Raw genomic sequence first — 15919 nt, forward strand, 5'->3', positions numbered from 1 at the left:
CCCCCCCCAGCCACAAGGCCACACGTTGCATCACGTTGCGCAGCTCGCGCACATTGCCTGGCCAGCCGTAGCCGGCCAGCAGCGGCATGCAGCGCGCCAGCTCGGCATGCAGGTTGGGATGGGCGCGCACCTCCAGCTCCGCCAGCGCCTGCTTGAGGCACCATTGCGCCAATTGCGGCAAGTCCTGCGTGCGTTCGCGCAGCGGCGGCAGGTACAGTCGCAACACCGCCAGGCGGTAGTACAGGTCGGCCCGGAAACGCCCCTCGCGCACGCGCGCCTGCAGCGCACAATGGGTGGCACTGATGATGCGCACATTGATGGGGATGGCGCGCGTGCCGCCGACCCGTATTACCTGCCGCTCTTCCAGCACCCGCAACAGGCGGGTCTGCAGCGGCAACGGCATCTCGCCGATCTCGTCGAGCAGCAGGGTGCCGCCATGCGCGGCCTCGAACAGGCCGGCGCGACCGCCGCGCCGGGCGCCGGTGAAGGCCCCCTCTTCATGGCCGAACAATTCGGACTCCAGCAGCGATTCGGCCAGGGCGCCGCAGTTGACCGCCACGAAGGGATGCTGGGCGCGTCCCTGCGCCAGCGGATGGGCGCGATGAATGGCTTGCGCGGCCAGTTCCTTGCCGCTGCCGGTCTCGCCCTCTATCAGCACACTGGCCGGCGAGCGGGCCAGCAGCGTGATCGACTGGCGCACCGCTTCCATGGCCTTCGATTCGCCCCGCAGGTCGCTGACATGGTGCCGCGCCCGCAGCGATTCGGACACTGGCGCGGCACGCTGTCGGCCGGCTTCGAGCTGGGTCAGCCGGGCCAGTTCCAGCGCATCCTCGAAGGCCTGGCGCACGGTCGCCGCCGAATAGATGAATACCCCCTGCAAGCCGGCCTCGATGGCCAGGTCGGTAATCAGTCCGGCCCCCACGATCGCTTCCACGCCGTCATTCTTGAGATCGTTCACCTGGGCGCGCGCCTCCTCTTCGGTGGCGTAGGTGCGTTGCACGATATCGAGTCCGAACGCCTGCTGGAACTCGGCCAGCGCCGGCATGCCGTCCTGGTAGGTGACCAGCGCGATGCGCGAGGACAGCTTGCGCGCACGCGCCAGCGCCTGCATGGCGTCCAGGCCACTGGCGCGCACCACTACCACCGGCACCGGCAGGCGGCTCTTGAGGTAGGCGCCGTTGGAACCGGCCGAGATCACCACATCGCAACGTTCGCCAGCCAACCGTTCGCGCAGTTGACGCACCGCGTCGTCGAAGCCCAGGTGGATCGGCTCGATGTCGGCCATACCGTCGAATTCCAGCGTGATGTCGCGCATCAACTCGGACAGCCGCGATACCGATACGGTCCAGATCACCGGGCGGTCGCCGTTGGTCGCTGGTCGGGGGGAGAACGATGTCATGGATAAGTTTCACAGAACGTTGCGTGAAACCTGAATGTAACACTTCTGGAACCACAAGCAACCCGGTCCTGGCCCGCGTCCGACGTCCATGTTTTCAATGCAGCGAATTCAAGTCATTGATTTTCAAGAGGAAGTTAGCGGGCGTCGGGCGCATTGCGCGAAACACGGCAGGCATGGCACGGCGGTTGCACCATGTCGTGCAACATCGTTCAACCATCATCCTAGGATCACCATGGCCATCCATTCACCGGGCGCGGCATTGCGCCTTGCCGTCGAGCAAGAATCGCCCTTGCAGATCATCGGCGCCATCAATGCCAACCATGCCCTGCTGGCCAAGCGCGCCGGGTTCCGCGCGATCTACCTGTCCGGCGGCGGCGTGGCGGCCGGTTCGCTGGGCTTGCCCGACCTGGGTATCTCGAACCTGGACGACGTGCTCACCGACGTGCGCCGCATCACCGACGTGTGCGACCTGCCGCTGCTGGTGGACGTCGACACCGGCTTCGGCGCCTCGGCCTTCAACGTGGCCCGCACGGTCAAGTCGATGATCAAGTTCGGCGCCGCCGGCATGCATATCGAAGACCAGGTCGGCGCCAAGCGTTGCGGTCACCGCCCCGGCAAGGAAATCGTCGGCAAGCAGGAGATGGTCGACCGCATCAAGGCCGCCGTCGATGCGCGCACCGATGACAACTTCGTGATCATGGCGCGCACCGACGCGCTCGCCGTCGAGGGCCTGGACGCCGCCATCGAGCGGGCGGTTGCCTGCGTCGAGGCGGGTGCCGACATGATCTTCCCCGAGGCCATCACCGAGCTGGCGATGTACAAGAAATTCGCCAATGCGGTCAAGGTGCCGATCCTGGCCAACATTACCGAGTTCGGATCGACGCCGCTGTTTACGGTGGACGAATTGAAGGGCGCCGACGTCGGGCTGGTGCTGTATCCGCTGTCGGCCTTCCGCGCCATGAACCGGGCCGCCGAGAATGTCTATCAGGCGATCCGGCGCGACGGCACGCAGCAGAATGTGCTCGACACCATGCAGACCCGCATGGAACTGTACGACCGCATCGACTATCACGCTTTCGAGCACAAGCTCGACGCGCTGTTTGCGCAGCAGAAGAACAAGTAGCCAGGACAACGGATAGACCAACCAATCAGGAGAACCGCATGAGCGAAGCAGCACCGGGCGCATTCAAGCCCAAGAAATCGGTGGCCCTGTCGGGCGTGACGGCCGGCAACACGGCACTGTGTACCGTCGGCAAGACCGGCAACGACCTGCACTATCGTGGCTACGACATCCTCGATGTGGCCGACACCTGCGAATTCGAAGAGATCGCCCACCTGCTGGTGCATGGCAAGCTGCCCAGTGCCGCCGAGTTGCGCGGCTACAAGGCCAAGCTGAAGTCGCTGCGTGGCCTGCCGGCCAACGTCAAGGCCGCGCTCGAATGGTTGCCGGCGGCGTCGCACCCGATGGACGTGATGCGCACCGGGGTGTCGGCGCTGGGTTGCGTGCTGCCGGAGAAGGACGACCACAACACGCCCGGTGCGCGCGACATCGCCGACCGCCTGATGGCATCGCTGGGATCGATGCTGCTCTATTGGTACCACTACAGCACCAACGGCCGTCGCATCGAGGTCGAGACCGATGACGAATCGATCGGTGCGCACTTCCTGCACCTGCTACATGGCCAGGCCCCATCCGAACAGTGGGAAAAGGCGATGCACACCTCGTTGATCTTGTATGCCGAGCACGAATTCAACGCCTCCACCTTCACCGGCCGGGTCATCGCCGGCACCGGTTCGGACATGTATTCGGCCATCACCGGTGCCATTGGTGCCTTGCGCGGGCCCAAGCACGGCGGCGCCAACGAGGTGGCCTTCGAGATCCAGAAGCGCTACGACAATGCGGACGAGGCCGAGGCCGATATCCGCCGTCGTGTCGACAACAAGGAAGTGGTGATCGGCTTCGGTCATCCGGTCTACACCATCTCGGATCCGCGCAACAAGGTGATCAAGGAAGTGGCCCGCAAGCTTTCCAGCCAGGCCGGATCGACCCGCATGTTCGATATCGCCGAACGGCTCGAGACGGTGATGTGGGACGCCAAGAAGATGTTTCCCAACCTCGACTGGTTCTCGGCCGTGTCGTATCACATGATGGGGGTGCCGACGGCGATGTTTACGCCACTGTTCGTCATTGCCCGCACCTCCGGCTGGGCCGCGCACATCATCGAGCAGCGCATCGACAACAAGATCATCCGCCCCTCGGCCAACTACGTGGGGCCGGAAGACCTGAAGTTCGTGCCGATCGGCAAGCGCAAGTAAGCGTAGCGGAGCCGGCAGGGGCGGGCGAGCATTCATTTTTGTAACAAGCGGGCACGGCCATCTCGCAGATTGCAATTAATTGCTAAGATGCGGTCCAGCAGTTTTTTGGCCGGCAGGCCACGCGAAATGACTGGATCCAACGATGACCGCAATGAATGTCCCCCGCCTTAGCCCCCGTTCCATCCTCGGTTGCACCGGCCTGGCCCTGTTGCTGGCCGGTTGCGCCGGCCAGGAAAAGATCCCGGTCAGCGAGACCAAGCCGATGCTGCCGCAGATCATCCAGGCGCCGGCCGCCACCCAGCCCAGCTGGGCGACCCAGCTCAAGACCGGCAGTTTCGCCTGCGAAGCCGGCAACAAGGTCGAGCTGAAGATGGAAGGGCGGGTGACCGACGGCGTCACGCTGGTCTGGAAGGGCCGTTCCTATACGATGACCCCGGTCAGCACCTCGACCGGTGCGGTACGCCTGGAAAACAGCGGTGAAGGCTTGACCTGGATCCAGATCCCCTCCAAGTCGATGCTGCTCAATTCCAAGATCGGCCAGCAACTGGCCAACGACTGCAAGGCCCGCTGAGGCCACGCATCTCCGCATATCGTACGCATGCCCGGGTCGGTCCTTGCATGCCCGGCCGCTGCCGGCTGGTCCCGATTCAGCTACACGTAAGCTGGCGGTGCCACATTGAGTGACAAGGCGCATAGACGCCGTGGCCAATGGCGACATGAGGAGACAGCATGGACTACCAACAAACCTATCGGCAATCGATCGAGCAGCCCGAGCAGTTCTGGGCCGACCAGGCGCGGCGCATCCATTGGGAGCAGGCGTTCGAACGCACCCTCGACTACGGCAGGCCGCCATTTGCGCGCTGGTTCATCGGCGGCACCACCAACCTGTGCCATAACGCCATCGACCGCCACCTGCCGCAGCGCGCCGGGCAAGCGGCGCTGATCGCGATCTCGACCGAAACCGGCCACGAGCGCGTCTACACGTTCGCCGAACTGCACCAGGAAGTCATGAGCATGGCCGCCAGCATGCAGGCGCTGGGCGTGGTGCAGGGCGACCGGGTGCTGATCTACATGCCGATGATCGCCGAGGCGGTGTTTGCCATGCTGGCCTGTGCCAGGCTGGGGGCGGTGCATTCGGTGGTGTTCGGCGGATTTGCCTCCAACAGCCTGGCCGCGCGCATCGATGATGCCCAGCCGCGCCTGGTGGTGTCGGCCGACGCCGGTTCGAGGGGCGGCAAGGTGGTGCCCTACAAGGTCCTGCTGGACCAGGCGATCGAGCTGGCGCAGCACCGGCCGCAGCGCGTGCTGCTGGTCGACCGGGGCCTGGCGCCGATGGCCCGCGACCCAGTGCGCGATGTCGACTACGCGCCGCTGCGCGAACGATACCGCGCTGCCTCGGTGCCGGTGACCTGGCTCGAATCGAACCAGCCCAGCTATATCCTCTATACCTCCGGCACCACCGGCAAGCCCAAGGGCGTGCAGCGCGACGTGGGCGGCTATGCGGTGGCGCTGGCGACGTCGATGCAGGCCATCTTCTGCGGCAATCCGGGCGAGACCTATTTCTGCACCTCCGATATCGGCTGGGTGGTCGGCCATTCCTATATCGTCTACGGGCCGTTGATCCATGGCATGGCCACGGTCCTGTACGAGGGCCTGCCGATCCGCCCCGATGCCGCCGTCTGGTGGAGCATCGTCGAGAAGTACCGCGTCACTCGCATGTTCTCGGCGCCCACCGCCATCCGGGTGCTCAAGAAGCAGCCGCCCGAATGCATGCGGCGGCACGACCTGTCTTCATTGAAGGCGCTGTACCTGGCGGGGGAGCCTCTGGACGAAACCACCTCCAGCTGGATCTCCGGTGCCCTGGGCGTGCCGGTGATCGACAACTACTGGCAAACCGAAAGTGGCTGGCCGATCCTGTCGATCGCCCGCGGGGCCGATGACAGGCCGACCCGCCTGGGCAGCCCGGGCGTGCCGATGCCGGGTTACCGGCTGGCCATCCTCGACGAGAACAGCGGCGAGCCGCTGGGTGCCAACCGGAAAGGCGTGCTGGCCATCGAGGGGCCGCTGCCGCCGGGTTGCATGCAGACCATCTATCGCGACGACCAGCGTTTTGTCGATACCTACTGGCGCAGCCTGCCGCGCCAGGTCTATTCGACCTTCGATTGGGGCATTCGCGACGAGGATGGCTATTACTTCATTCTCGGCCGTACCGACGACGTCATCAATGTGGCCGGCCATCGGCTCGGCACGCGCGAGATCGAAGAAAGCATATCGAGTCATCCCGATGTATCGGAGGTGGCGGTGGTAGGCGTGCAAGACCCGCTCAAGGGCCAGGTGGCATTTGCCTTCGTCATCGCCAAGGACCCGCGGTCCACCGCCACGCCAGCGTCGCGCCAACTGCTGGAGTCGCAGATCGCGGCCACGGTCGACCGCCAGGTCGGCGCCCTGGGGCGGCCGGCTCGGGTCCTGTTCGTCGGCGCCTTGCCCAAGACCCGCTCGGGCAAGCTGCTGCGACGGGCGATCCAGGCCCTGTGCGAGGGGCGCGACAGCGGCGAGCTGCCGACCATCGAGGACCCGGCCGCGCTGGAACAGGTCAGGCAGGCATTGCGCGGGTGAGACGGTAGTGGCCTGATTTGGGTACACTGCTGTCTTCGTCACAGCATCCCCGAGCCAAACCGTCATGTCCGACCAGATCCGTCTGGCGCAGCCCGCCGACGCCGCCGCCATCTGCGCCATCTACAACCATTACGTCGAGACCACCGCCATCAGCTTCGAGACCGAGACGGTGGCCGTCGACACCATGGCTGCCCGCATTGCCGAGGTGCGGGCCCAATTTCCCTGGCTGGTGTTCGAGCAGCAGGGAGCCATACTCGGCTATGCCTATGCCAGCAAGTGGAAGCCGCGCGCGGCCTATGCGCAGTCGGTGGAAAGCTCGGTCTACCTGCATCGCGATGCCGCCGGGCGCGGCATCGGCAAGCAGCTCTACAGCCGGTTGCTGGCGCTGCTCAAGGCGCAGGGCGTGCACCTGGTCATCGGCGGCATCGCCCTGCCCAACGCCGCCAGCGTCGGACTGCACGAAAGCGTGGGCTTCATCAAATGCGCCCATTTCAGCGAGGTCGGCCGCAAGTTCGATACGTGGGTCGACGTCGGTTATTGGCAGCTCAACCTGGAACAGGTGACCTCATGAGATCGACCCGTGCCGCCTCAGCGGTGGAGCGCCTCAACCGGCGCGCCCAGACCCAGCAGTATTCGATGCTGAAACTGGCCGACGAACGCTTGCAGTTGATCCAGCGCGTGCCCGGCAAGCCGATGGAAAAGATCGGGCAGCCGCTGGAGCTCGACGAATTCGTCGCCTTCGTCAATGGCCATGGTCCGCAGACGCCACGGCGCGTGAGCAAGCTCGATGTGCAGTTCGAGAAGAACATGCGCAACAAGAAGAGCGACCCGGAATAACTGCCCTAGTCGGCCAGGGTCGCGATCACCGGCGCGTGGTCCGACGGCTGTTCCCACTTGCGGGGTGTCTTGTCGATGACGCAGGCGGTACAGCGCGGCGTCAACTCGGGCGACAGCAGGATATGGTCGATGCGCAGGCCGCGATTGAGACGAAAGCCCATCTGGCGATAATCCCACCAGCTGTACAGCTTCTCGGGTTGCGCGAAGAGCCGGAACGAATCGGTCAAGCCCATGGCCTGCAGGTTGCGAAACGCCTGGCGCTCCGGTTCCGACACCAGCACGCTGCCGGCCCAGGCGGCCGGGTCGTGGACGTCGCGGTCTTCCGGCGCGATGTTGTAGTCGCCCAGCAGCGCCAGGCGCGGATACGCCGCCATCTCCTGTTGCAGCCACTGTTGCAGCGCTGTCAGCCAGCTCAATTTGTAGGGATACTTCTCGGACTCCAGCGACTGGCCGTTGGGGATGTAGGCGCAGACATAGCGCACGCCCTCGATGGTAGCGGCGATGATGCGCTGCTGTTCATCCGGAAACAGCGGATTGTTCCTGACCACATCGTTCATCGGATGGCGCGACAGGATCGCCACGCCGTTGTAGGTCTTCTGCCCACTGAACTCGACCAGGTAGCCGGCGGCGGCGATCTCGGCGGCGGGAAACTTGTCGTCGGTCAATTTGGTTTCCTGCAGGCACAGCACGTCGACCGGGTTCTCTTCCAGCCATTTCAATACCTGCGGCAGGCGCACCTTCAGGGAGTTGACGTTCCAGGTGACGATTTTCATGACGAAATTAATATCCTTCCAAATCAGTTTGTCAGGCCACGCTCTGGCCTGTTTTTAATCCGGGCGCCCATCCTGCTCGCGATGTCGCGCATGCCAGCGCGCCATGAAGGCGGAGTCAGGATGACAGCGCGGTGATGGAGCCGTGGGATTGCCGCGGTCTCGCAAGCCCATGAGCAAGCGCACAGCCCGCATTCTACTTCGGGCGCCGCAGGTTTGAGGCAGGAATGGAACCGGCAATGGCGCCGCTCCACCCATGGGGTGGCAATGGAATGTCAAACTTTCTCAGGAAATATCATGAAACTGGATGCGAGTCACGCTGCCTACGAGGCACTTAACCACGCTGCCCACCATGGGCAGGCTACTTCTGGCGTGGCCGGCGGACAAGGCCCGGCGCCAGTTCGACCGGCGGAAACCTGGCAAGACATCGGAAAGCACCTGGACCCGACGTCCTTCAAATCGCTGCTCAGGACGAACCGGCATATCCATGCCTCCCTGTTGGGGCAACTGCTGGAGAAACAGGCCGAGGGCACGGCAAACCTGGTGGCATTCAGGAGGGTGCTCCTGAACACCAAGGATCTGGATTTTCTGCCGGCGACACGGATTTTGACCACGTTGGCACAACGAACATTGGCGATCGAAGACCAGCAGGAGGCGAAGGCGGCCACGCTGTTGTTGGTGCAAGAGGCCTCGATACGCAAACAGGCCAACCCCGGTAGCACGCATGTTTCACACCCGGAATTTCACGAAATGGTCGATACGATGTCGCAGGTCGCGTCGAATTATGAAACATCACATCATGTCGGCCCGGAGCCTTACGGTCATCCCCAGCAGCCCTTGTTGGCCAAGGTGGTTGCCGGGCCCATCGGCGAGCTGATCAGAACTGGCAGGCCGGTCGATGCGGTCATGGCCGAAAACAATATGAAGCATCCAGCACTTCAATATCTGCTGGAATTCGAATCGGCAAACGGCCCGGCCGGAGAGCGCGTCCACGCAAGGGAGATAAGTTGGCGCAATGCCTTGGGCGAATATGGCATCGAAGACGGAAGTGCGGCGGCAGATCATCTGGAAAGCATCGGAGACTTCCGCCTATGGGATCATCTGTAAATGTAGCCCAGCCGGACGCCCGGCAATACGACATCGGCACGCGAGCCAGCGGTCGATGTCGCCTATCCTGGCGTCGTCGCAACGCCGATATCCACCACCACGCAAGTCACTTCCTGCGAACCTGGGTCGCCATGGTGAAGCCATCGGCGCTCGGCACGATCGTCAACTGTTTCTTCATCGCCCATGCCACGTTGATATGCTGCAGCGGGATCACCGCCTCATCCTGCAGCGCCAGCCGGGCTGCCTGCTTCTGCAATTGCAGCCGCTGGTCTGCGTCGTTGGTGGCGCCGGCCTTGTCGATGAGCGCATCGACGGCCGGGTTGCCATAGCGGCCGTAGTTGTTGGCGCCGCTGCCTTTTCCCGGGCTGTGGATCATCGCTGTTAGCAGCGTAAGCGAATCGCCCGTGACGGCGCCCGTACCCAGCAAGGCCATGCTGAACTCCGGTTCTCCATTGGCGCCACCGCCGGCCAGTCGCGTCAGGAACACCGAGAACGGCATGGCCGCTACCTCGGTCTTGATGCCGATCTGGTTGAGCGCCTGTGCAATCGCTTCGCATAGCTTGGCGTCGTTGATGTAGCGGTTGTTGGAGCAATGCATGGTCAGCCTGAAGCCGTTGGGGTAACCGGCTTGTGCCAGCAGGCCGCGGGCCGCCTTGACATCGTAGGGCAAGCCCTTCTGCGTCGGGTCATTGCCGAAGAACCCCTTGGGCACCAGTTGTTCAGTGGCAGTGGCGTCGGCCTTCATCAGGAACCTGATCAGGCCTTCGCGATTGATGGCGTGCGCCACGGCCTGGCGCACCTTGAGGTCCTTGAACGGGTTGCGGGGCAGCGGCTGGCCATTGGCGTCCTTGATGTAGGGCGAATCGTCGCGGAACTGGTCCAGCATCAGGTAATTGAGCATATAGGAGGTCACCGACACGGTGTCGAAGTTCTTCAGCGATGCCTCCTGGTTGGCGGGCACGTCGCTGATGATGTCGACTCCGCCGGAGATCAGCGCTGCCGCCCGCGCCGGTTCACGCGGGATGAATTGCAGCCAGACCTTGTCCCACGGTTCCCTTGGCCCCCAGTAGTCGGGGTTCCTGGCCAGCAGCACGCTTTCGCCGCGCTTCCATTGCACGTATCTGTACGGACCGGTTCCGATGGCCGACTTGCCGTCGGCGAATGATTCTTCACTGGCATGGTCGCCCAGCGAGTGCGGAATGATGGCGACCAGGCCCAGGTTTTCCGGCAACGTCGGGCTGATCGTCTTGAGTTTGACATGCACGATGTCGGGGCCCGCAATCGACACCGAATCGACGTCACGCAGGTAGGAGCGGTAGGTACGCGCACCGGTGAGCTTCATGGCGCGCTCGAGTGAATACTTGACGTCTTCGGCGCTCAGCGCCGCGCCGTTATGAAACTTCACCCCCGGGCGCAACCTGAATTCCCATGTGGTCGGGTTGACCAGCCGCCAGGATAGCGCCAGTCCCGGGCGCGGCCGCAGGTTGCCATCGGAAGCCACCAGCGTCTCATAGACGTGATTGAGGACATTGCGATTGGGGCCGTTGAGCACATGTGGGTCGGCCGAGGTCAACTCGGCCTTCAGGCCGATCTTCAACTCGTCGGCAAGCCCGACCTCCATGGTCGAGACGAAGACGCTGCCGAGCAGCAGAACCAGGCTCGAAAAACGACGTACCGCATGCCACATGCACCCTCCTGTTATTAAAAACGCTACCGGGCGAAGGACATATGGAAATAGGGAAGATGTATGCCCGGCAAATACCGATGTTTTGATCTATAAAACAACGTAACGAACAACGTAACGATCAGCGATATGATATCTGTCAAACAACCAGGCTGCCCATTTTGCTTAGATAGAATGGTTACGTTCTTATTCCGCAACTGCTGGCAATGGCAATAGCAATAGCAATAGCAATAGCAAAGGGCACCAGCGGCGCCCTTTGCTTCATCACGATGACGACGGTGTTCAGGCCGAGCGTCTCAATGCCTGCTCGGGCTGCTCCGGCTGGTCGGCACGATCGGCACGATCGGCTCGATCAGCCGCGTCGCGCGGCGCCGGGGCGGACACGTTGCTGGCAGTGACGCCGACGACGCCCCGGGCGGGGAACGGCAGGATATGCGCCGCGCCGATCTGCAACTGCGGTTCCGGCTCACGCGCATAACGCGTCTTGAGCAGGAAGGCATAGAAGGCGGAAAAATACAATCCGATGCTCTTGGCCAGGTTCTCGTTCATGCCCGATTCCGAAATACCCTTGGCCGAGCTCAATGCGCTCACGAATTCCTCGGCCGGGCGGCCGGTCGTTGCCACCGCCGCCGTGATGTTGGTGGGAGAGAATTCGAGCGGACCGCCGCGTGCCGTTTCCGGGGCTGGCTCGCGCTTCCAGAGCAGCGGGAAGGATTCGATGGTGCGCGTCACAGCGCGGCTGAGGCGACCATGCTCGTCCACCTTCGGCTGGCGCCCCTGCACGATGGTATAGCGCAGATCGTAGTTTTCTCCTTCCGCGGTACGCGCCAGTTCCTTGAGGATTTCCACCTGAAACGGGTAGCCCGCGCCATCACCGAATTTCCCCTTGATATTTTGCTCCAGGTTTTGCTCGAAGCGCTGGCGGAATATTTCCCGCGTATCGTCATATCGCGGCGCGATGATGCCCTTGGCCTGGCCCGACCCATTGGGTTTGAACAGGGGACGGAAGCCATGACCCAGCGCCATGAAATCGTCGTACGCCTTCATGATGCCGTCGATGCCTTCTTCGGCGGTCACGCCGCGGAAGAAGGTCGAATAGTGTGCCTTCAGCTCCAGCGGCGACATGCCTTCGGTGTTGCCGCGCTGGTCGCGGTGCTGGTAGTGGAACATCTTGTCGAGCCCCTGGACGTCGTAGGTGAAGCCGCGCTGCGCGGCGATCCCGGGCAATGCGGCGGCTTCTTCGCTATTGGCGAATTCGGCGCGCGCCAAGGCCGCGGCAAACTTGTTGACGCCCTCGTCGACGGTGCTGTTGATCAGGGTGACCTTGGTGAAATCGAGCTTGCCGCCTTGGACCATGTTGAGGTTTTCGGCAGCGCGGTCGTTGAGCAAGCCATTGACCACACGTCCGAACAGCACCGGGCGACCTTCTTCGATGCGGCACACGGAAGCGACATCGATGCTGAAACCGAGCAGCACCAGCGGCTTGTCGCGGGTCTTGTCCATTTCCTTGCTGGCTGCGGCATAGGCCTGCTTTTCGATCTCGGCGTATTGCGGGCTGCCCTTGCCGAACTCGGTGGCGGCGCGGTCGATGGTGCGGTAGTAGGGCGTGATGATCTTGTCGAGCGAATCGGGGAAGTGCTCCTGGTCGCCGGTCTTCCACTGGCGTGCGTAATGGTCGGCGACATGGGCCTTTTCCCAGGTCATCTTGCTGCCATCCTTCTGCTGGTACACGCCGTCGGTGCGCTCGGCACCTTCACGCCCGGAATTGGCGATCAGCAGCAAGGGCTGCTCGCCATTGCCTTGCGCCGTCTTGAGCATGTCGTTGGCTACATCGCGATGCGCATTCATCATCTGGCGAAATTGCGCCGGCGGCATGGTGGCGATGCCGCCGAAGCCGGTGCCATTGATTTCGGGGCATGCGTAAAGCATCTTCGCTTCGTCGCCATGGCGTATCCAAAAGGCCATGACATCGGGCGGCAGGACGACGCCGTCGTTGGGCTTGGCGCCGGCCGGCATCTCGATGGCCGACAGACGGCACAATTCGTTGGCCAGCTGCTGGTCCTGTTCGCGGCCGATCCTGCTCATGTCGTCGGCGCCATTGAACAAGGCACCGACATTGGCCAGTGTCTGCTCGCGCAGGTGGAATCCATGCAGGAAGAAAGGCGCATGCTGTTGTGCCGGCGGTGTGTTGATATCGGGGTGGAAGGTGTGCCGCGAAAGTGCTGCCACATTCGATGCGTGGAGTGCCTGTTGCTGCTCGGCGGGCAGGGCGGCCGGGCGCGTCGGGGACGCGCTTGCGGTGGTGGTTGCGACGTCGATGTGATGACCGGCGTCGTTGCTGCTTAGTGATGAAACAGAGGCCATGGTAGCTCCTTTTGTCATGTTGAAAAGGGCAGAGTCCATACCGGAAAATCGGATGCGTGCGAGGCCATGCGCTCGACGCGAGTTGATTAGTTCTCGATGCTGTCTTCTGAAGATCGTGGGGCGCTGTAGCGCGTCGGCGTCTTGCCATCCGCACGTCTCTTCCATGAATGGTGTCAACAGCAAGCGTGGTTCTTGCCGCGCCTCAGAATGTTTTCGCATGTGCTTGTGCAAGTAGCGACGAAACCTGATGCTTGGATCCGCAAGCCTGGCATCCCGATCCGCCCATCTGACCGGTGCGCCATCCATCAAAGAGAATCGTCGCATCCAACGAATAACGTATTTCCAACTAATTTTTTTTTATTTGACAAGCCGAGTTGCCGTTGCCTACCATCGTATCGCTAAATAAAATAATGTATCGTTAGATGATACATATGCAATCCCAGGGCAGCGGGATATCAATCACCAGCAGGTGTTTCAACCACGGAGTGAAAAAAATGAAAAGGGAAGTACTGGCGGCGAGCGCGTTGGCCGCATTGGGAGCATTGGCGGGGCAGGCGCAGGCACAAAGCAGTGTCACCATCTACGGCATCATCGACTCGGCGGTGGTCTACAACACCAAGGTGGCCACGGGCACCGCACGCAATACCGGTAGCCTGGGCGGGGTGAACTCAGGCGGCCTGCAGGCATCGCGGATAGGATTTCGCGGCAAGGAAGACCTGGGCGGTGGCCTGTTTGCCGATTTCGGACTCGAGAACGGCTTTTCGGTAGACAACGGCTCGGCCTTGCAAGGTGGCGCGCTGTTTGGCCGGCGCTCGGTGGTCGGGCTGTCGGGTACGCGTTTCGGTGTATTGCACATCGGTCGCCGCAAGGATTTCACCGATGAAATCGCCGGTGCCTATTCCAGTATCACACCCTACAGCGGTTTCATCACGGCTGTGCACGCCAACAACCTGGACCGCATCGGCGGCAATCGCGCCAACAACATGATCTACTACAGCACCCCGACCATCGGCGGCTTCCGCGCCAACGTGACCTACGGCTTCGGGGAAGCGGCCGATTCGGTCTCGACCGGTCAGTCGCTGGGCTTCGGCGCCAACTACGACCAGGGAAGATGGGCCATCGGCTTCGGCTACTGGCAGTCCAAGCTGGGCAGCGCCACCGTGGCCAGCAGTGACCAGGGCGCGGCCAGCGGTGCCGGTTGCAGCACTACCCTGGCATCCAATGCGGGCAAGGCCGGCTCGACCTGCATCAAGACCTGGATCCTCGGTTCGCGCTACAAGTTCGACGCGGTGACCTTGCGCGGTACCTATTCCGAAGTCAAGCAGCCGTTGGTCAATACCGCCGCCGGCGCGGCGCCCGCGTTCAATACCGTCTTCACGGCCACCGCCGGCAGCAGCGCGTTTACCGCTGGCGGCGTGAACAACAAGAAGGCGCAGATCCTCGATGTCGGTGCGGATTTCAAGGTGGCGCCTGCACTGCTGGTGACCACCAGCGTGATCCACTCGCGCTACGACTTCGTGGGGGCATCCAGCAGGGGCAAGCTGACCGAGCTGATCGCCGGCGTCCAGTACTATCTGTCCAAGCGCACCACGCTGTACTCGACCATCGGCACGCTCACGGCCGTCGACATGTATAACCCGGGGACCGGTGCCGGCGCGCCTGGCGCCGACAACCGCTCCAGTTTCCTGGCTGCAGGCGTACGCCACACGTTCTGATCGCCGCAAGCAGGTCAGTCGCAATAAACGCTGCCGGTGCTGTGATGCACCGGCAGCGTTTTCTTATGTCCTGTTGCTGTCGGTTGAATCTTCGGCGGCCGCGACGGCCTAAGCAACAACGGGCGCTGCAGCCATCATGTGGCGGTCCCTTCCGACGCCGGGCGTCATTACTCTTGCAGGGGACCATCATGAAGAACGCGTTGGACTTGATCGCGCAATACACCGAATCCATGCGGGGCCTTGCGCTCAAGGCCGAGAGCGGCAGCAATGTCGACGACGCCAGCCGCGAGCTGATCCGCGCCGCGGTCGAGCAGTTTCGCGGTGCCGGCGACGGTAGCGATGCCATGGAGTCGACCCGTGCACTGCGCGCCCGCCTGGTGATGCTGATGGAGTCGTCGCTGGATACCCAGATTCGATTCAGGGTGGCGCTGGAACACGCCGTGGCCTGGCTCGACCAGGCCTAGACAAAATCGGGAGCGGGGAATCTACGGCAGGAGTCTGCGTCGGGCCATGCCCAATGCGCGAACACCGCAGCAGTCCCGATGAGATGGGATTGCTCCGGTGCCGAATACGATGGTCGTGCCGACTTAGGCTGCGGCCATCATGTTGCCTTGCAGTCGAGCGGCGCCGCCACCGCCATTGCGACGACGACGCATTGCACCAAAGCCAACCAGTGCCAGGCCACCCAGCATCATGGCAGTGGTCGATGCTTCAGGCACCGCAGCGATGCTGATGTTGCCGGCGAAGCTGCCACCTGCCGAACCCAGGATCGAGCCTGCCACGCTGAGCGTATAGGTGCCCAGGGCCAAGCCATTGGTACGCAGGCTGAACGTCTGCGTATCGCCAATGATGGTGCTGGTGCCGGCCCAGCTGTTGCCTACGCCGTTGAGCACGAAGCTATCCAGCGACAGGCGCGACACGCCATCCAGGGCGATCGAGATCACCGCCGACGACACTGCCGATTGCGCACTGTCGATCGTGAAGGTGAAATTTTCCAGGAAGGTCTGGCCGGTGGTGCCATCACCGTAGCGAGCGGTGAAGGTCGAGGTCTGGTCGGTCCATACCAGGGCGCGGGTACGCTCCAGATCGGCGGCACTGGCGGACGAGCCAA

At 62.9% G+C, this 15919-nt stretch carries 14 protein-coding genes; 9 read left to right on the forward strand and 5 right to left on the reverse strand.

The features are described from left to right. The coding region (gene prpR / locus PMI40_RS11345) for a propionate catabolism operon regulatory protein PrpR (protein ID WP_008115329.1) at window positions 1-1399 on the reverse strand (1399 nt) is incomplete at its 3' end. 232 nt (window positions 1400-1631) lie between these two features. On the opposite strand from prpR, the gene prpB reads away from it, so the two are divergent. The 6 genes from prpB to PMI40_RS11375 all read left to right on the forward strand — a co-directional run bounded on the left by prpB (window position 1632) and on the right by PMI40_RS11375 (window position 7168). Next, entirely contained in the window at window positions 1632-2522 is an 891-nt protein-coding gene (prpB, locus tag PMI40_RS11350) for a methylisocitrate lyase (protein ID WP_008115330.1), read from the forward strand. 38 nt (window positions 2523-2560) lie between these two features. Continuing rightward, the gene (prpC, locus tag PMI40_RS11355) at window positions 2561-3715 is read left to right on the forward strand and encodes a 2-methylcitrate synthase (protein WP_008115331.1); all 1155 of its coding nucleotides are present in this window, start codon (window positions 2561-2563) and stop codon (window positions 3713-3715) included. 142 nt (window positions 3716-3857) lie between these two features. Next, window positions 3858-4286, forward strand: coding sequence for a hypothetical protein (locus PMI40_RS11360; protein WP_008115333.1), 429 nt, complete (start codon window positions 3858-3860; stop codon window positions 4284-4286). Between the two features lie 158 nt (window positions 4287-4444). Continuing rightward, entirely contained in the window at window positions 4445-6331 is a 1887-nt protein-coding gene (locus tag PMI40_RS11365; protein ID WP_008115334.1) for a propionate--CoA ligase, read from the forward strand. Window positions 6332-6395: 64 nt separating this feature from the next. After that, on the forward strand, window positions 6396-6902 hold the full coding sequence (locus PMI40_RS11370) for an arsinothricin resistance N-acetyltransferase ArsN1 family B (RefSeq protein WP_008115335.1): 507 nt from the start codon (window positions 6396-6398) through the stop codon (window positions 6900-6902). Continuing rightward, window positions 6899-7168, forward strand: coding sequence for a hypothetical protein (locus PMI40_RS11375; protein ID WP_008115336.1), 270 nt, complete (start codon window positions 6899-6901; stop codon window positions 7166-7168). Before PMI40_RS11370 ends, PMI40_RS11375 begins: the two co-directional genes overlap by 4 nt. A 5-nt stretch (window positions 7169-7173) precedes the next feature. Here the strand turns inward: PMI40_RS11375 and xth are convergent, their stop codons facing one another. Beyond that, window positions 7174-7941: an exodeoxyribonuclease III gene (gene xth, locus PMI40_RS11380; RefSeq protein ID WP_008115337.1), complete on the reverse strand. Its 768-nt coding sequence runs from the start codon at window positions 7939-7941 to the stop codon at window positions 7174-7176. 294 nt (window positions 7942-8235) lie between these two features. On the opposite strand from xth, the gene PMI40_RS11385 reads away from it, so the two are divergent. Further along, complete coding sequence (locus tag PMI40_RS11385) at window positions 8236-9045, forward strand: hypothetical protein (protein ID WP_008115338.1); 810 nt, start codon at window positions 8236-8238, stop codon at window positions 9043-9045. A gap of 106 nt (window positions 9046-9151) precedes the next feature. On the opposite strand, the gene PMI40_RS11390 is transcribed toward PMI40_RS11385, so the two are convergent. Next, complete coding sequence (locus tag PMI40_RS11390) at window positions 9152-10732, reverse strand: ABC transporter substrate-binding protein (protein ID WP_008115340.1); 1581 nt, start codon at window positions 10730-10732, stop codon at window positions 9152-9154. A 279-nt stretch (window positions 10733-11011) separates the two neighbouring features. Next, window positions 11012-13093 (reverse strand): hypothetical protein, encoded by a 2082-nt coding sequence (locus tag PMI40_RS11395; protein WP_008115341.1) that lies wholly within the window; start codon window positions 13091-13093, stop codon window positions 11012-11014. Window positions 13094-13587: 494 nt separating this feature from the next. On the opposite strand from PMI40_RS11395, the gene PMI40_RS11400 reads away from it, so the two are divergent. Continuing rightward, a complete protein-coding gene (locus PMI40_RS11400) occupies window positions 13588-14808 on the forward strand; it encodes a porin (RefSeq protein WP_008115342.1) in 1221 nt (406 codons plus the stop codon). A 188-nt stretch (window positions 14809-14996) separates the two neighbouring features. Continuing rightward, window positions 14997-15272, forward strand: coding sequence for a hypothetical protein (locus PMI40_RS11405; protein WP_008115343.1), 276 nt, complete (start codon window positions 14997-14999; stop codon window positions 15270-15272). Window positions 15273-15395: 123 nt separating this feature from the next. On the opposite strand, the gene PMI40_RS11410 is transcribed toward PMI40_RS11405, so the two are convergent. Then, the coding region (locus PMI40_RS11410) for an FxDxF family PEP-CTERM protein (RefSeq protein ID WP_008115344.1) at window positions 15396-15919 on the reverse strand (524 nt) is incomplete at its 5' end.

The sequence above is a fragment of the Herbaspirillum sp. YR522 genome, assembly GCF_000282575.1.
GTDB lineage: Bacteria > Pseudomonadota > Gammaproteobacteria > Burkholderiales > Burkholderiaceae_D > Herbaspirillum.

Coding starts and splice junctions, on each gene's coding strand:
- prpB (WP_008115330.1), top strand. CDS start 1,632: ATGGCCATCCATTCACCGGGCGCGGCATTGCGCCTTGCCGTCGAGCAA.
- prpC (WP_008115331.1), top strand. CDS start 2,561: ATGAGCGAAGCAGCACCGGGCGCATTCAAGCCCAAGAAATCGGTGGCC.
- PMI40_RS11360 (WP_008115333.1), top strand. CDS start 3,858: ATGACCGCAATGAATGTCCCCCGCCTTAGCCCCCGTTCCATCCTCGGT.
- PMI40_RS11365 (WP_008115334.1), top strand. CDS start 4,445: ATGGACTACCAACAAACCTATCGGCAATCGATCGAGCAGCCCGAGCAG.
- PMI40_RS11370 (WP_008115335.1), top strand. CDS start 6,396: ATGTCCGACCAGATCCGTCTGGCGCAGCCCGCCGACGCCGCCGCCATC.
- PMI40_RS11375 (WP_008115336.1), top strand. CDS start 6,899: ATGAGATCGACCCGTGCCGCCTCAGCGGTGGAGCGCCTCAACCGGCGC.
- xth (WP_008115337.1), bottom strand. CDS start 7,941: ATGAAAATCGTCACCTGGAACGTCAACTCCCTGAAGGTGCGCCTGCCG.
- PMI40_RS11385 (WP_008115338.1), top strand. CDS start 8,236: ATGAAACTGGATGCGAGTCACGCTGCCTACGAGGCACTTAACCACGCT.
- PMI40_RS11390 (WP_008115340.1), bottom strand. CDS start 10,732: ATGTGGCATGCGGTACGTCGTTTTTCGAGCCTGGTTCTGCTGCTCGGC.
- PMI40_RS11395 (WP_008115341.1), bottom strand. CDS start 13,093: ATGGCCTCTGTTTCATCACTAAGCAGCAACGACGCCGGTCATCACATC.
- PMI40_RS11400 (WP_008115342.1), top strand. CDS start 13,588: ATGAAAAGGGAAGTACTGGCGGCGAGCGCGTTGGCCGCATTGGGAGCA.
- PMI40_RS11405 (WP_008115343.1), top strand. CDS start 14,997: ATGAAGAACGCGTTGGACTTGATCGCGCAATACACCGAATCCATGCGG.